This window comes from Arthrobacter sp. 05N429, assembly GCF_056397045.1.
The window spans coordinates 711,493-726,179 of the sequence record NZ_JBFTMQ010000001.1 but is presented as its reverse complement, the minus strand read 5'-3'; the positions used below and the strand labels follow the sequence as shown (position 1 = coordinate 726,179).

The 14,687-nt window shown below is 67.3% G+C and carries 13 protein-coding genes; 6 read left to right on the top strand and 7 right to left on the bottom strand.

Going from position 1 to position 14,687, the window contains the following annotated elements; all coding sequences use genetic code 11:
- Positions 1 to 25 precede the first annotated feature (25 nt).
- A complete protein-coding gene (locus AC1DF4_RS03415) occupies positions 26 to 481 on the bottom strand; it encodes an SRPBCC family protein (protein ID WP_476911530.1) in 456 nt (151 codons plus the stop codon).
- Between the two features lie 224 nt (positions 482 to 705).
- Here AC1DF4_RS03415 and AC1DF4_RS03410 point away from each other — a divergent pair, with 224 nt between their 5' ends.
- Together AC1DF4_RS03410 and AC1DF4_RS03405 are read left to right on the top strand one after the other, a co-directional pair.
- Positions 706 to 1,764, top strand: a complete 1,059-nt coding sequence (locus tag AC1DF4_RS03410; RefSeq protein WP_476911529.1) for a M4 family metallopeptidase — start codon at positions 706 to 708, stop codon at positions 1,762 to 1,764.
- A 42-nt stretch (positions 1,765 to 1,806) separates the two neighbouring features.
- The gene (locus AC1DF4_RS03405) at positions 1,807 to 2,112 is read left to right on the top strand and encodes a protealysin inhibitor emfourin (RefSeq protein WP_476911528.1); all 306 of its coding nucleotides are present in this window, start codon (positions 1,807 to 1,809) and stop codon (positions 2,110 to 2,112) included.
- On the opposite strand, the gene AC1DF4_RS03400 is transcribed toward AC1DF4_RS03405, so the two are convergent.
- The gene (locus AC1DF4_RS03400) at positions 2,109 to 3,077 is read right to left on the bottom strand and encodes a GlxA family transcriptional regulator (RefSeq protein WP_476911527.1); all 969 of its coding nucleotides are present in this window, start codon (positions 3,075 to 3,077) and stop codon (positions 2,109 to 2,111) included. The genes AC1DF4_RS03405 and AC1DF4_RS03400 overlap by 4 nt on opposite strands.
- 93 nt (positions 3,078 to 3,170) lie before the next feature.
- On the opposite strand from AC1DF4_RS03400, the gene AC1DF4_RS03395 reads away from it, so the two are divergent.
- Together AC1DF4_RS03395 and hrpA are read left to right on the top strand one after the other, a co-directional pair.
- On the top strand, positions 3,171 to 3,338 hold the full coding sequence (locus AC1DF4_RS03395; protein WP_224046980.1) for a hypothetical protein: 168 nt from the start codon (positions 3,171 to 3,173) through the stop codon (positions 3,336 to 3,338).
- A gap of 161 nt (positions 3,339 to 3,499) precedes the next feature.
- Positions 3,500 to 7,531 (top strand): ATP-dependent RNA helicase HrpA, encoded by a 4,032-nt coding sequence (gene hrpA / locus AC1DF4_RS03390; RefSeq protein WP_476911526.1) that lies wholly within the window; start codon positions 3,500 to 3,502, stop codon positions 7,529 to 7,531.
- Positions 7,532 to 7,537: 6 nt separating this feature from the next.
- On the opposite strand, the gene AC1DF4_RS03385 is transcribed toward hrpA, so the two are convergent.
- The 4 genes from AC1DF4_RS03385 to AC1DF4_RS03370 all read right to left on the bottom strand — a co-directional run bounded on the left by AC1DF4_RS03385 (position 7,538) and on the right by AC1DF4_RS03370 (position 10,840).
- On the bottom strand, positions 7,538 to 7,966 hold the full coding sequence (locus tag AC1DF4_RS03385; protein WP_476911525.1) for an HIT family protein: 429 nt from the start codon (positions 7,964 to 7,966) through the stop codon (positions 7,538 to 7,540).
- Positions 7,963 to 9,135 (bottom strand): NAD(P)-dependent alcohol dehydrogenase, encoded by a 1,173-nt coding sequence (locus AC1DF4_RS03380; RefSeq protein WP_476911524.1) that lies wholly within the window; start codon positions 9,133 to 9,135, stop codon positions 7,963 to 7,965. The genes AC1DF4_RS03385 and AC1DF4_RS03380 overlap by 4 nt, the downstream gene beginning before the upstream one ends.
- A 95-nt stretch (positions 9,136 to 9,230) precedes the next feature.
- Positions 9,231 to 10,316: a CU044_5270 family protein gene (locus AC1DF4_RS03375; RefSeq protein ID WP_476911523.1), complete on the bottom strand. Its 1,086-nt coding sequence runs from the start codon at positions 10,314 to 10,316 to the stop codon at positions 9,231 to 9,233.
- Positions 10,313 to 10,840, bottom strand: coding sequence for an RNA polymerase sigma factor (locus tag AC1DF4_RS03370; RefSeq protein ID WP_476911522.1), 528 nt, complete (start codon positions 10,838 to 10,840; stop codon positions 10,313 to 10,315). Before AC1DF4_RS03370 ends, AC1DF4_RS03375 begins: the two co-directional genes overlap by 4 nt.
- A 121-nt stretch (positions 10,841 to 10,961) precedes the next feature.
- On the opposite strand from AC1DF4_RS03370, the gene AC1DF4_RS03365 reads away from it, so the two are divergent.
- On the top strand, positions 10,962 to 12,464 hold the full coding sequence (locus AC1DF4_RS03365) for an HNH endonuclease (RefSeq protein WP_476911521.1): 1,503 nt from the start codon (positions 10,962 to 10,964) through the stop codon (positions 12,462 to 12,464).
- 199 nt (positions 12,465 to 12,663) lie between these two features.
- On the opposite strand, the gene AC1DF4_RS03360 is transcribed toward AC1DF4_RS03365, so the two are convergent.
- Positions 12,664 to 13,536, bottom strand: a complete 873-nt coding sequence (locus AC1DF4_RS03360; protein ID WP_476911520.1) for a sulfurtransferase — start codon at positions 13,534 to 13,536, stop codon at positions 12,664 to 12,666.
- A gap of 52 nt (positions 13,537 to 13,588) precedes the next feature.
- Between AC1DF4_RS03360 and AC1DF4_RS03355 the strand changes: the two genes are divergently transcribed.
- Positions 13,589 to 14,683: a PLP-dependent cysteine synthase family protein gene (locus AC1DF4_RS03355; protein ID WP_476911631.1), complete on the top strand. Its 1,095-nt coding sequence runs from the start codon at positions 13,589 to 13,591 to the stop codon at positions 14,681 to 14,683.
- Positions 14,684 to 14,687 lie beyond the last annotated feature (4 nt).

Genomic DNA, 14,687 nt, shown 5'->3' with positions numbered 1-14,687 from the left:
GGCCGGGCAGGAGACGCCGGCCGCCTTAGCTCCGGGATTCCACGATGGCCTTGAGCTCCGCCAGCGCCAGCGGCCACGCGTCGTCGAACATGGCAACGAATTCCTCTTCGCTGTCGAGCTCCACGTCCACCGTTGTGACGCCCCCTGACTCGCTGAAGGCGTATTTTTCATGGGCGCCCATAAAGGTCTTCGCTGCCTCGCTGGTGGTGTCGTCCTCGCCGTTGACGACTTGCCCGATGTAGCGCAGGGAGATCAGCTCGTTCGGCCTGTTCTCCTCGACGGTGGCGATCATCCCCGCCACTGAGCCGTCGCCGTCGGGCCCGAGGAACCGGATTTCGCTGCCCTGGTCCCAGTTCCCCTCGTAGGAGGACTCACTGTTGAACACGCTGGTCCACTCCCGGTACGTGGCATCGTCCAGCATGGTGGTCCACACGGCCTGCACGGGGGCGTTGACGGTCACCGAATACCGTAACTTTTCCATGGATGATTTTACGCCCGGGCGGGAACCGGCGAATAGTACGCAGTACAGGACGCAGCACAGGACGAAGTACAGCTGGCCGGAAAGCGGGCGCGGCCCCTGCCAATTGTCGGCGCCCGCTCGTAGGCTGTCTGCATCGGCAGCGGGGTTCCGGCGGCCGGGTGGCTGGACTGGGTGCCGGCCGCCGCATCGCCTCGGGATCCCGCCGAAGCACAAAGGGGTCTCACATGAACTGCTCCATCATCCCTCCGTACCTGCTCCGCCGCCTGGCAGCCCAGCGCGATCCGGAATTCTCGGCAACCGCGCGTGCGGCGAAGGAAGCCCTGCAGCACCTCCCCAGCGTCCAGGCATCGCGGGCTGTGCCAGGGCCCGGCAGCCACCCCGGCATGCGGGAACCCCAGCCGTCCCCGCCGGAACGGACGGTCTACGACGCCAAGTCCGCCGAGCAGCTTCCCGGCAGCGTGGTCCGCAAGGAGGGGGAACCGCCCACCGGTGATCTTGCCGCCGACGAGGCCTACGACGGGCTGGGGTACACCCACCGCCTTTACGCCGAGGCCTTCGGCCGGAATTCGATCGACGGCAACGGCCTGCACCTGGAGGCCACGGTTCACTACGGGCGCCTGTATGACAACGCGTTCTGGGACGGCCGGCAAATGGTCTTCGGCGACGGCGACGGCCAGGTCTTCCAGCGGTTCACGAAGTCCTTGAGCGTGATCGGCCACGAGCTCGCGCACGGAGTCACCCAGTACTCGGCAGGGCTGGTCTACCGCAACCAGGCCGGCGCACTGAACGAATCAATGTCCGACGTCTTTGGGGCGCTCGTTGAGCAGCACGTCCGGCGGCAGTCGACGGCGGAGGCCAGCTGGCTGATCGGCGAGGGCCTGTTCACGGACCAGGTCCAGGGGAAGGCACTGCGTTCCATGAAAGCCCCGGGGTCCGCGTACGACGATGACGTCCTCGGCAAGGATCCGCAGCCGGACTCGATGGACGGCTATGTGCACACGAGCGCTGACAACGGCGGCGTTCACATCAATTCCGGCATCCCCAACCGGGCTTTCTGCCTGGTGGCCACAAGCCTCGGCGGCAACGCATGGGACGCACCGGGCCGGATCTGGTACGACACGCTGACCGGCGGCTCGCTGGCCCCGAACGCGACGTTTGGCGCGTTCGCCAAGGCCACCGCAGCGTCCGCCAAGGAGCTTTTCGGGGCGGATTCCCCAGAGCATGACGCCGTGCGCTCCGCGTGGGAAACTGTAAAGGTAAAGTTCCCGGGAGCCCGGCGGTAACCAGGCTCATGACGATCCGAGCCCCATGAAGATCCGCGACTCATGAAAATCACTGTCCAGCGCAGCGGCGGCATTGCCGGCATGAAGCGGACGTGGACCGTGCAGCCCACGCCACCGGAGGATACAGACCTCTGGCAGCCGCTGATTGAGGCCTGCCCGTGGGACGCCGTCGCCGCGTCGGGCCGGGGTGCGCCCGACGGCCAGCCGGACCGCTTTCTGTACAACATCCGGGCCGGACAGCGCCGTGCCACCCTGCCAGAGCAGGCCGTCACCGGACCGTGGCGGGACCTCGTCGAGACGACCAAGGCGGCGGCCGAGCCGCCGCCGTCGGACGGTTTGGCTCCCTAGACCGCGGCGGCCAGGTGTCCGCGGAAGGTGCGGCGGTAGGACTGCGGGCTCGTGTCCAGCACCTTGGCGAAGTGGTGCCGCAGCAGCACCGAGTGGCCAAAACCGGATTCGCGCGCGATTTCGTCGATATTGAGGTCCGTGGTCTCGAGCAGTTCTTGGGCCCGCAGCACGCGCTGTGAATTGAGCCAGGCGGCCGGAGTCGCTCCCGTTTCAGAACGGAAGCGCCTGGCGAACGTCCGCGGCGACATGTGGACGCGCGCGGCGAGTTCGTTGACCGAATGGTCCTCCTCCAGGTGCCGCACCATCCACTGCAGGAGTTCCTCCATGGGCTCCGAGCCGCACCGCGGGATCGGCCGGTCGATGAACTGGGCCTGGCCGCCGTCGCGGTGCGGCGGAACCACCATGTCACGGGCAATGGCCGCCGCCACATTCGCACCGAATTCCACCCGGACCAGATGCAGGCAGGCGTCGATGCCGGCGGCTGTGCCGGCGCTGGTGATGATCCTGCTGTCCTCGACGTAGAGGACGTTTTCGTCCACCAGGGCGGCGGGGTACCGGCTGGCGAGCTCCTGGGAGTAGTGCCAGTGCGTGGTGCAGCGGCGGCCGTCCAGCAGGCCGGCCCGGGCGAGGGCGAACGCCCCGGAGCAGATGGACATGACCCAGGCCCCGCGGGCGTGGGCGCCACGCAGCGCCTCCAGGACGGATTCGGGGACGTCGCGGTCGTGGCCGAAGGGGGTCATGATGACCAGGTCCGCGTCCGCGGCTGCTTCCAGCCCGAGCCCCACATGCATGGACAGCCCGGATTTCATCGGAACATCGCCCGGTACGGGCGTGCAGACGCGGAAATCAAACGCGGGGACGCTGTTCCCGCGCGCCGAGCGGTCGATGCCGAACACTTCGAACGCAGTCGCGAACTCGAAGATCGAGAAGTTGGGGACCACGATCATTGCCACTGATTTGATCATGCCTCCATTCTGCCAGAAACGGTGGCAGAAATTATAGCTTTTTGGGCATTTCTGCCACTTCTTTTGTCTGTGCCATCGGAGAACCATGGAGGTATGGAACTCATCGGAATCGCAGTCATCGTCCTCATCGTCATCGGCCTCGCCGCCACCATCGCCGCACTCCGGAAGGACGGGCTCGGCCACAACCCGCCGGTCCGCTCGGAAGACTATTGGACGGCGCTGGACCTGCCCAGCACCAACTACACCTTCCGGATCTTCTGAGCCGGCCCTGAACCCGGATCGCACTGCCCCCAATCGAAGTAAAGCCACAACCGGCCCGGCCCCGCGAGGGACCGGGCACTTCTCCGTCCCGGACGTTGTCCCGGAGCTGTCCCGCAGCCCGCAACCCCGCGGGGACACTTCCCAGTAGACTGTGTGCAGCCATGACACTGCATATCTCCTACCCCGCCGAGCTGCCGGTCTCCGAGCGCCGCGAGGACCTGATGGCCGCGATCGCGGCCAACCAGGTGACCATCATCGCCGGCGAGACCGGTTCCGGTAAGACGACCCAGATTCCCAAGATGTGCCTGGAGCTTGGCCTCGGCGAGAACGGGCTGATCGGCCACACGCAGCCGCGCCGGCTGGCTGCCCGCACGGTCGCCGAGCGCATCGCGGAGGAACTGGGCGTCGAGATCGGCCAGGAAGTGGGCTTCCAGGTCCGGTTCACCGGGGAGGTCGGCCGCAACACCAAGGTCAAGCTCATGACCGACGGCATCCTGCTGGCTGAAATCCAGCGCGACAAGCTGCTGCGCAAGTACAACGCCATCATCATTGACGAGGCGCATGAGCGCAGCCTCAACATCGACTTCATCCTCGGGTACCTCAAGCGGATCCTGCCGCAGCGGCCCGACTTGAAGATCATCATCACCTCGGCCACCATCGATCCGCAGCGCTTCGCCAAGCACTTCGGCAGCGAAGAAGAGCCATCGCCGATCATCGAGGTCTCCGGCCGCACCTACCCGGTCGAGATCCGCTACCGGCCGCTGTCCCAGCCGGCCGGCGGTGCCGGCGACGATGATGCAGTTGCCGCCTCCGACGACGAACTCGAAGAGGACCGCGACCCGCTGGACGCAGTGTGCGACGCCGTCGACGAACTCGCGCAGGAGGCTCCCGGCGACATCCTGATCTTCTTCTCCGGCGAGCGCGAAATCCGCGACGCCGCCGAGGCCCTCAACGGCAGGATCCAGTCCAACCGGAAACTTGCCGGCACCGAGGTGCTCCCCCTTTTCGCCCGGCTGAGCCTGCAGGAACAGCACAAGGTCTTCCACCCGGGCAGCAAACGCCGGATCGTGCTCGCCACCAATGTCGCCGAGACGTCCCTGACGGTTCCCGGCATCAAATACGTCATCGACACCGGCACCGCGCGCATCTCTCGCTACTCGCACCGCACCAAGGTCCAGCGCCTGCCGATCGAGCGGGTCTCGCAGGCGTCGGCCAACCAGCGCTCCGGCCGCTGCGGCCGTGTCTCCGACGGCATCGCGATCCGGCTCTACGCGGAAGAGGACTTCGAGTCCCGGCCGCTGTTCACCGATCCGGAGATCCTGCGCACCAACCTTGCCGCGGTCATCCTGCAGATGACCGCCATGGGCGTGGCACGCGGGCCGAAGGACGTGGAGAACTTCCCGTTCGTGGAGCCCCCGGACTCGCGCGCCATCAACGACGGCGTCACCCTCCTCCGCGAACTCGGCGCCCTCACCGCGGCGCGCCCGCAGGACGAGACGGGCGACGGCGACGGCCGCCCCGGCCGCCGCCCGGCAACCGGCCGGAACGGCGGCGGCAGAAACGGCGGGGGGCTGACCGCCGTCGGGCAGCAGCTTGCCCAGCTGCCCGTTGACCCGCGGCTCGGCCGCATGATCGTCGAGTCCGGCAAGCGCGGCTGCGTCCGTGAAGTCATGATCCTGGCGGCCGCCTTGACCATCCAGGACCCGCGCGAGCGCCCAACGGACAAGCAGCAGCTCGCCGCCGAGAAACACGCCCGCTTCCGGGACGAGAACTCGGACTTCACCGGGTTCCTGAACCTCTGGAACTACCTCCAGGAGAAACAGCAGGAGCTGTCCTCCACGGCCTTCCGCCGGCTCTGCCGCGCGGAGTTCATCAACTACCTGCGCGTCCGCGAGTGGCAGGACCTGTTCGCCCAGCTGCGCCAGCTGGCCCGCCCGCTGGGCATCAGCCTGGACAACAAGCGCCTGGCCGATCCGGTCGGCAACCACGAAGGCATCCACATCAGCCTGCTCTCGGGCCTGCTGAGCCATGTGGGCATCCGCGACGAGCGCAAACGCGAATACGCCGGCGCCCGCGGCAGCCGCTTCGCGATCTTCCCGGGATCGGCCCTGTTCAAGAAGTCCCCCACCTTCGTGATGGCCGCCGAACTCGTGGAGACGAGCAGGCTGTGGGCCCGGGTGGCCGCGAAGTTCGATCCGCTCTGGGTGGAGCAGGTGGCACCGGACCTGGTCAAGCGCAGCTACAGCGAACCGCACTGGTCCAAGAAGATGGGCTCGGTGATGGCCCATGAGAAGGTCACGCTGTACGGCGTGCCCATCATTCCGAGCCGCCGGATCAACTACGGCAAGGTGGACCCGGAACTCTGCCGGGAACTGTTCATCCGGCACGCCCTGGTGGAGGGCGACTGGCAGACCCACCACAAGTTCTTCCACCGCAACCGGGCCCTGCTCCACGAGGTCGAGGAGCTCGAGGCACGGATGCGGCGCCGGGACATCCTGGTGGACGACGAGACGCTTTTCGAGTTCTATGACGCCCGGGTCGGCAGGGACGTCGTGTCCGAGCGGCACTTCGACAAGTGGTGGAAAGACGCCCGGCAGCAGGACCCCGCACTGCTCGATTTCGACCAGGCACTGCTGATCAGCGAAGACGCCGATGCCCTGGATGACTCGGCCTACCCGAAGTCCCTGCTGCACAAGGGCTTCGAGCTGCCGCTGAGCTACGAGTTCCACCCCGTTGCCCCCGGCTCGCCGCCCAACCCGTCCGACGGCGTCACCGCCGAGGTGCCCGTGCTGTTCCTGAACCAGCTCGACGACGCGGCCTTCCGCTGGCTGATTCCGGGCCAGCGGGTGGAACTGGTCACCGCCCTGATCAAGTCGCTGCCCAAGCAGGTGCGCAAGAACTTCGTGCCGGCCCCGGACGTCGCCCGGCAGGCCGTCGCGGCCCTCGAAGCCGACTTCGATCCGGCCGCCGACGAGCTGGAGGCCTCCCTCGAGCTCGTCCTGCGCCGGATCCGCGGCCAGGTCATCCCGCCGAATTCCTGGAACTGGGACGCCGTTCCGCCGCACCTGCGGGTCAGCTTCCGCATCGTGGACTCCCAAGGGAAGGTCCTCGACGAGGGCAAGGACCTTACTGCGCTGCAGGACCGGCTGGCGCCGGCCACACGCCGGGCGATCGCCGAATCGCTGGGCGCCACGCCGGCGACGACGGCGCCCGCCTCAAATGGCAGGTCGAAAGCCCAGACCAACGGCAAGGCCGCGGTTCAGGCGCCCGGCACGGCGGCAGGAACCGCGACCTCCGCGGCGTCGGCCGCCTCGACCGGTTTCGCCGAACAGGCGGGGCTGACCTCCTGGACTTTCGGGACACTGCAGCGCCAGGTCCAGGGCACGGTGAAGGGACATACAGTCATCGGCTACCCTGCGCTCGTGGATGAGGGACCCTCCGTGGCCCTGCGGCTCTTCCAGACCAGCTCAGAACAGGAACAGGCCATGCGCGGCGGAGTCATCCGCCTGCTCGCCCTGAGGGTGCCGCCGCCGGACCGCTATGTCTTGGAGCACCTGAACAATACCGAGAAGCTGACGTTCAGCCAGAACCCGCACGGCTCTGTCACGGTACTGATTGCGGACTGCGCCCTCGCCGCAATCGACAAGCTCACCCCCGCAGAGCTGCCGTGGGACGAGGCGTCCTTCAACGCGCTGTACGAGAAGGTCCGGGCGGAACTAATCGACACGGTCTTCACCGTCACCGCCGTCGTTGAGCGCATCCTGGCCAGCACCCGTCGGATCGAGAAGGCGCTCAAGGGAACCACCAGCCTGGCCCTGATCAGCGCCCTCAATGACATCAAGAGCCAGCTGGAGCAACTGGTGTTCCCCGGTTTTGTGGCACGCACCGGCTACAGCCAGCTCAGCCAGCTGCCGCGCTACCTCGCAGCGATCGAGAAGCGCCTCGAGAAACTCCCGACCAACGTCCAGCGGGATGCCCAGCACATGGCCGCGGTCCAGGCCATCGAGGACGACTACGACGACGCCGTGTCGGCCCTGCTCCCGGGCCGGCGGGCCGGAACCGAGTTAACCCAGGTCCGCTGGATGATCGAGGAGCTCCGGGTGAGCCTCTTCGCCGTCGAGCTCGGCACCGCCTATTCCGTCTCCGAGAAGCGGATCCGCGCAGTGCTGAACAAGGCGCTGGCGCCGGCGTAGCGGCTTCTAGGCCTCCGGAACGTGGGCAGCGTGCCCGGCTTTCCGGAGCCCTTCGCGCAGCTTCTCCGCGTTGGCGTCCAGCTGCGCCGGGTCAGGGTTCTGGTCCGCCGAGCCGAAGTCAAAGTCCGCCATCGTGTTGGACGGCCACACGTGCACGTGCAGGTGGTTGATCTCGTAGCCGGCCACAATGAGACCGGCGCGTGCCGCATCGAACACCTCGACCTGCACGGCGCCGATCTTCTGGGCCACCTGCATGACGCGGGCCAGAACCTCAGGGGAAGCATCCGTCCAGCGGTCCACTTCCTCGGTGGGCACCACCAGCGTGTGGCCGTCGGCGAGCGGGCCCACAGTAAGGAATGCCACGACGTCGTCCTCGCGCCAGACGAAGCGGCCGGGGATCTCGCCGTTGATGATCCGGGTGAAGAGAGTGCTCATGCGTCTGCCCTTTCCGAGGGTGTTCCGAGGGTACTGGTGTCCAGGACAAAACGGTACTTCACATCGCCGGCCACCATACGGTCGTAGGCCTCGTTGAGCTGCCCGGCATTCACCACCTCGACGTCGGAGGTGACGCCATGCTCGGCGCAGAAGTCCAGCATCTCCTGGGTCTCGGCAATGCCTCCGATCAGGGACCCGGCGTAGGCGATCCGGCGCCGGATCAACGCACCCGGGTTTACCGGCGGCATGTCCTCCGAGGGGAGCCCGAGCTGGAACAGGGCACCGTCGACGCGCAGGGTCCGGATGTACGGGTTGAGGTCGTGCGGTGCCGCGACGGTGTCGATGATGACGTCGATGCTCCGGTTGGCGGCGTCCATCTGGGCCTCGTCGCTGGACAGGATGACATCGTCCGCGCCGAGCTCCCGGGCCGCGGCAATCTTGGACTCCGACGTGGTGAAGACCTTCACTTCGGCGCCCATGGCCTTGGCCAGCTTCACGGCCATGTGCCCCAGGCCGCCCAAGCCAACGACGCCGACGACGTCCCCCTCCTCGACGTCGAAGTGGCGCAAGGGAGAGTACGTGGTGATGCCGGCGCACAGCAGCGGCGCGGCAGCGGCGGGGTCGAGGCCGTCCGGGACGTGCAGGACATAGCGGCGGTCCACGACGATCGAGGTGGCGTAGCCGCCCTGGGTGGTGGAGTCGCCGTTACGGCGGTCCTTCGAGCCATAGGTCCCGGTCATGCCGTTTTCGCAGTACTGCTCCAGGCCGTCGAGGCAGCTGTCACATTCCCGGCAGGAATCCACCAGGCAGCCAACGCCCACACGCTCGCCGGGGGTGAAATCATCGACGGCGGAACCGACCCGGCGGACCCGGCCGACGATCTCGTGGCCCGGGACCAGCGGGTAGTTCCGGTTGCCCCATTCGCCCCGCGTGGCGTGGACGTCCGAGTGGCAGAGCCCGCAGAATTCGATGTCGATCTCGACGTCGTCCTCCTTCGGCGCGCGGCGCGCAACTGTCAAGGGAACCAGGCCACTGTCACTTGCTGTCGCACCATAGGCGGCGGCAAGGCGGGGGCCCGGCGTCGTCGTATCCGTGGTGTCCGTCGTGTCCGTGGTCAGATCAGGCAGCGGTTTGGCGAGGGGCGGCGGTACGGGGCGTCCGGGAGTCATGGTCCGACGCTACCCCCGCGAGTTGTTTCCGGGCCAATTGCGGCCGCCTTGTGCACCGTGGCTGCGCGCGGCTTGACGGTCGGCTCGGACAACTTCTACCGTGCCGTGTTGCTGACGGACGTTTCGATGGCAGTCCAGGTCGTTGCTGTTCCCGCCGGAATGCCCTCCTGGGCCTGGGTAAGCACAGATCGCTCTCCGATCAGCAGCCCGGTCCCGGGGTCGATGATGAGCTCCTGACGCGTTTTGGCCGGGCCCTCCTCGAGGCGACCGATGGCCACACCGGTGCGGCCGTCCAGGTTGGCCTGGCCTTCGGTGACTGTCACCCCGGGAATCATGGCCGCGGCCTTGTAGAGCGCGGCCCGCAGGTCGGCAGGGACGACGCCGGTCCTCAGGAGGTCCGCGATGAACACGAGCGCTTCACCGTCGACGGACTGGCCCTTCCCCACGGTTTGTTTGTAGATGCTGTTCAGCAGCCGGTAGGGGTCGCGAGGCAGCTTGGACAGATCCGTGGCGTCCCACCAGCCCGAGCTTCCGTAGAAGGCTCCGTTGCGCGCACGCAACAACTCCGGGTAGGGCCGTATGTTCTGCTTGAGAACGTAGTCCTTAGACTTGGCGTCGAAGAAGGTCGTGGGTACGCGTCCCGATCGATGCCACACCCATTCAGCGGAGCGGTCAGCGGGAATGTACATGTCCGATTTTTCCGTGTCCAGCCACCGGTACTGGGATCCGTCTTGCTCCGTGGTGTACGTACCCCAGACGTTGGTGCTTTTGATCCTCAGATACTGGCCAGGGTTCACTACCGGGTCAGTCGTTTTGATCGTGGTCTCCGCAGCGTTGTTGAGGACTTCCGCAGCCTGGGCGGTGGCTCCACCGCGCCAGCCGGCAAGGCCGATGACATCTCCCGCTATCAGTGCTGCGACCACAGCAGCGGCGGCGGCCGACGTCAGCCAGATTCGGGTGCGGCGCGGACGCCGGGAGGAAAGTTCTGTGGGCGCAAGCTGCGGGGCCGCTTTGCTTGAAACGGTCGCACGGTCGTTGTCCTGAGCCGCCTCTGCGAGTGACTGCATGACTTCCAAGGATCGATCGCGGCTCCGGGCCAATTCGTCGTCGGTGATTTCTGCCGCCGGATCAACGGCTGCCAACCGACGACGAATCTGGTCAGTGGTTGTCTTCGTGTTCATAGTTCTGCACCTTCTGCCTGTGGCTGTGCGTGAATAAGGTGGCTCAATGCCTTGCGTGCCCGGTGAAGCCGCATCCTGACCGCCGTGGCACTCGTATTGAGCAGGTCGGAAATCTCTTTGGAGGTGAAGCCGTCCCAGTAGGTCAGGAGCAGTACTTCGCGTTCGTCCGGGCTGAGCCGCTCCAAAGCTTCCCGGACAGGCGAATCTTGGCTGGGGGCTTCGTCGCCCCGCTCGGACCGGAGAGCGCCGATGAGATTCGCGGACCGGACGGCGGAACGCTCGTGGTTCCTGAGGACATTCTTGGCCACGCCAAAGAGGACCATGACGGACAGGTCGCCGCCAGTGGCCAGCTTTTCCCACGCGATTCTGAAAACCTCGGAACAGAGATCTTCCGCGGTGGCGGCGTCTGCTGTTCTTCGTCGAAAATAGCGGTAAATGCGGTCATGGCCGGCCGCGTGCGCGGCCAGGAAACGCTTCTCGCGTTCCAATTTCCCGGGAACCGTCCGGACTGCTTGCAAGCTCATACCCCGTTAATGTCCGGCATCATCGAAAGTGTAACGACAGGGCTCAACAAACTGTCGATTGCCCCGCACGGTACGTCCGTCACAGCCTTTTTCTGTCAGAGGTCGCTGGCAAACTGGAACCATGGACGGCAAGCAAGAGCCCGACGTGGTTTCGGCGACATTGACGGTCGCGGACCTGGCGCGGATCCTGGCAGGGATCCCGTCCCCGGCCAGCGCGGCCGGCCTCATCGATGAAATTCGCGAGTTCGAGGACCTAAAGTGCGCCTTGGCCGCCCGTCAGGCCCGGCATGCCGCCGCCTTCGATCTGCTCCAGCGCCGTGAACAGGCCGACGCCGGCATGCCCGCCGAGCAGCTCGGCGCCGGCGTTGCTGCCCAGGTCGCACTGGCCCGGCGGGAATCCCCGGCCAAAGGCGGCCGGCTGCTCGGTCTGGCCAAGGCCCTTGCCAATGAAATGCCCCGTACCCTGGCTGCTTTGGAGGCCGGTCAGCTCAACGAGTGGCGCGCCACGCTGCTGGTCCGGGAAACGGCCTGCCTCTCGGCGGAAGACCGGGCCGCCGTCGACGAAGAACTCGCCCCCGACACCGGGACGTTCGACGGCGCCGGGGACCGGGCCATCATCGCCGCGGCCAGAGCGGCAGCCTACCGGCGCGACCCGCGCACCGTGACCCAGCGCGCCGCCCACGCCGCCACCGAACGGCACGTCAGCCTCCGCCCGGCCCCGGACACCATGTGCTACCTCACCGCCCTGCTCCCCGTCGCCGCCGGCGTCGCCGTCCATGCCGCGCTCACCCGGCACGCCGACTCCCTGCGTTCCGCCGGGGACCCCCGGACCGGCGGCCAGCTCATGGCCGACACCCTCGTTGAACGCACCACCGGCACCCCCGGCGGCATCACCGGGATCGAGATCCAGCTCGTCATGACCGACCGCACCCTTTTCCAGGGCGACAGCGAACCCGCCCGCCTCCCCGGGTACGGCATCGTCCCCGCCGGCTGGGCCCGGGAACTGCTCAAACGTGGAGGAAAAGCGGCCGGCACACGCCAGGAACCAAAGGGCGCGGCGGGATCGGGTGTGGATCGCGCGGGAGCTGAAGGATCGGACACTGCCATGGACCCGGATCTGCGCGTCTGGCTTCGCCGGCTCTACACCGCCCCGGACACCGGGGACCTTGTCGCGATGGAATCCCGCGCCCGGCTCTTCCCGCCCGGGCTCCGTCGTTATATCCAGGTCCGGGACGACACTTGCCGGACCCCGTACTGCAACGCGCCGATCCGCCACCTGGACCACATCATCCCCTGGCGCGAAGGTGGCCACACCACCTGCACCAACGGCGCCGGACTCTGCGAAGCCTGCAACCACACCAAAGAATCCCCCGGCTGGAACGTCCGACCCCGGCCAGGACCACGACACAGCATCGAGGTCACGACCCCCACCGGCTTCAACTACCACTCCACCGCACCCCCGCTGCCGGGCACCTCGCCGCCGGCTAAGCAAGTGCTCCGTCCACTGGTGTCGGGAAATTCCGGGACGGCCTCCGACACCAGCCACCACCGCCGCAAAATCCGGCAGAACGCCAAGACCCTAAAACGCGCCGTCGCCCGTCTGGCAGTTCTTCCGGCGGCATGAGCCAGCCGTCGCGTTGGCTGGGGCCACCGGGAGTCGCAGCACGAGCGAAAGCGCCCGCCGAACCGGGTGATCGGCGGGCGGTACACAGGAACTACCGGAGGGGAGATTGGGACCGCGTCCGGAAAGTACAGCAGCCGCGTCCGGATACGGGGCGGCGCCACGAAAGTGAAGCGGTCCCGTCCGGATAACGGCGGTCGCCCTAATTCCCCCCGGTCCCGCCAGAATACGGGGCATCCCCGGTCACAACATCATTCGAGGAATTGTTGGACCACTCGGAGAATGACCCGGGATAGAGTGCCGCGGGGAATCCCGCGATTTCGAGGGCCGCAATTTCGTGGGCCGCCGTGACACCGGAGCCGCAGTACACGGCGGTGGGGACGTCGGAGCGCACGCCGAGATCGGTGAAGCGCTCCCTCAACGTTGCCGGGGACAGGAACCTGCCGTCAGGAGCCAGGTTCGCGGTGGTGGGGGCGCTTACGGCTCCCGGGATGTGGCCCGCCCGCGGGTCCACGGGCTCGAACTCGCCGCGGTACCGCTCCCCCGCCCGGGCATCCAGCAGCAGTCCCTTCCTGCCCCACGAGGCCGTCTGCCCGGCGTCGATCACGGGCAGGGCGGCGTCCGTCAACTCAACGTCGCCGGCCTCCGCCTGCCGTTCGCCGCTTTCGACGGCGTAGCCCGCGCCCCGCCAGGCGGCCAGGCCGCCGTCGAGCAGGTAAACGTCGGCAAGACCGGCGTTCCGCAGCATCCACCAGAGCCTCGCGGCGGCCAGGTTCCCGCTGTCGTCATAGGGCACCACGACGTCGCCGCTGCGGATGCCCCAGGAGCGCGCAGACGCCTGGAATTGCTCCAGGGATGGGAGCGGGTGGCGGCCGCGGCTGGGGTCCGCGGGTCCGGCAAGTTCGGTGGCGAGGTCCACGAAAAGTGCACCGGGGAGGTGTTCCGCCAGATAGTGTTCCCGGCCGTGCGGGTCGCCGAGTGCCCAGCGCACATCGAGCAACACAGTTCGCTGCCCGGCTGTGCTGGCGCCGTCCAGCCGGTCCTTCAAGGTGGCCACGTCCATAAGGGTCTGCATCCGCCAACTCTATCCATCCGGGACCTGCCCCCGCGGGTAGGCTGGTGCGGTGATGAGAGTGCAGCAGCAGGACAGAGCATGGGCCGACGAAGCCATCCGCAGAATCAACGCCGAGAACAACCGGTCCGCGGACACGCACTTGTATTCCGTCCCGCTTCCCGAGCACTGGGGCGTCCAGCTGTACCTCAAGGACGAGTCAACTCACCGCACCGGCAGCCTGAAGCACCGCCTGGCCCGCTCACTGTTCCTCTTTGGGCTGGTCAACGGCTGGATCTCGGAAGGCACCACCATCGTGGAAGCCTCCAGCGGCAGCACGGCCGTGTCGGAAGCCTACTTTGCCCAGCTGCTGGGGCTGCCGTTCATCGCCGTGATGGCCCGGACCACCAGCCGGGAGAAGATCGCCCTGATCGAGCAGTTTGGCGGCTCCTGCCTGCTCGTGGACCACGCTTCGGAGGTCTATGAGGCAGCCGGGGACCTCGCCCGGCGCACCAACGGCCACTACATGGACCAGTTCACCTATGCCGAACGGGCCACCGACTGGCGCGGCAACAACAACATCGCCGAGTCCATCTTCGGCCAGCTTGCCCTCGAGGAGCACCCGATCCCCCGCTGGATCGTCGTGGGTGCAGGCACCGGCGGCACCAGCGCCACCATCGGCCGCTATCTCCGGTACCAGCGCCACAGCACGGAACTGGCAGTCGTGGATCCGGAAAACTCCGCGTTCTACCCCGGCTGGCTGGAGAGCCGCCGGGCCGGCGCAACGCACGCGGCGCCGGCAGGCCAGCCCTCACGGATCGAGGGGATCGGCCGGGCGCGGCTGGAGCCCAGCTTCGTCCCGGCCGTCATCGACCACATGATCCAGGTCCCGGACGCGGCTTCGGTGGCGGCCATGCGTCATCTGAACCACCACGCCGGCCTGCACGCCGGGCCCTCCACCGGCACGAACCTGTGGGGCGTCTGGCAGCTCATCGCCGAGATGATCGCCGAGGGCCGCCGCGGCAGTGTCGTGTCACTAATGTGCGACGGCGGAGACCGCTACGCCGGCAACTACTACAACCCGGAGTGGCTGCGGTTCCAGGGCCTGGATCCCGAGCCGCATGAAGCGACCATCCGCGACTTCTTCGCCAGCGGGACCTGGCCCGCCTAGGCCT

What these genes read in the sequence shown, in the direction of transcription:
- hrpA (WP_476911526.1), top strand. Translation starts at nt 3,500, where the DNA reads ATGACACTGCATATCTCCTACCCCGCCGAGCTGCCGGTCTCCGAGCGC.
- AC1DF4_RS03370 (WP_476911522.1), bottom strand. Translation starts at nt 10,840, where the DNA reads ATGAGCTTGCAAGCAGTCCGGACGGTTCCCGGGAAATTGGAACGCGAG.
- AC1DF4_RS03395 (WP_224046980.1), top strand. Translation starts at nt 3,171, where the DNA reads ATGGAACTCATCGGAATCGCAGTCATCGTCCTCATCGTCATCGGCCTC.
- AC1DF4_RS03355 (WP_476911631.1), top strand. Translation starts at nt 13,589, where the DNA reads ATGAGAGTGCAGCAGCAGGACAGAGCATGGGCCGACGAAGCCATCCGC.
- AC1DF4_RS03365 (WP_476911521.1), top strand. Translation starts at nt 10,962, where the DNA reads ATGGACGGCAAGCAAGAGCCCGACGTGGTTTCGGCGACATTGACGGTC.
- AC1DF4_RS03415 (WP_476911530.1), bottom strand. Translation starts at nt 481, where the DNA reads ATGGAAAAGTTACGGTATTCGGTGACCGTCAACGCCCCCGTGCAGGCC.
- AC1DF4_RS03405 (WP_476911528.1), top strand. Translation starts at nt 1,807, where the DNA reads ATGAAAATCACTGTCCAGCGCAGCGGCGGCATTGCCGGCATGAAGCGG.
- AC1DF4_RS03410 (WP_476911529.1), top strand. Translation starts at nt 706, where the DNA reads ATGAACTGCTCCATCATCCCTCCGTACCTGCTCCGCCGCCTGGCAGCC.
- AC1DF4_RS03380 (WP_476911524.1), bottom strand. Translation starts at nt 9,135, where the DNA reads ATGACTCCCGGACGCCCCGTACCGCCGCCCCTCGCCAAACCGCTGCCT.
- AC1DF4_RS03400 (WP_476911527.1), bottom strand. Translation starts at nt 3,077, where the DNA reads ATGATCAAATCAGTGGCAATGATCGTGGTCCCCAACTTCTCGATCTTC.
- AC1DF4_RS03385 (WP_476911525.1), bottom strand. Translation starts at nt 7,966, where the DNA reads ATGAGCACTCTCTTCACCCGGATCATCAACGGCGAGATCCCCGGCCGC.
- AC1DF4_RS03360 (WP_476911520.1), bottom strand. Translation starts at nt 13,536, where the DNA reads ATGCAGACCCTTATGGACGTGGCCACCTTGAAGGACCGGCTGGACGGC.
- AC1DF4_RS03375 (WP_476911523.1), bottom strand. Translation starts at nt 10,316, where the DNA reads ATGAACACGAAGACAACCACTGACCAGATTCGTCGTCGGTTGGCAGCC.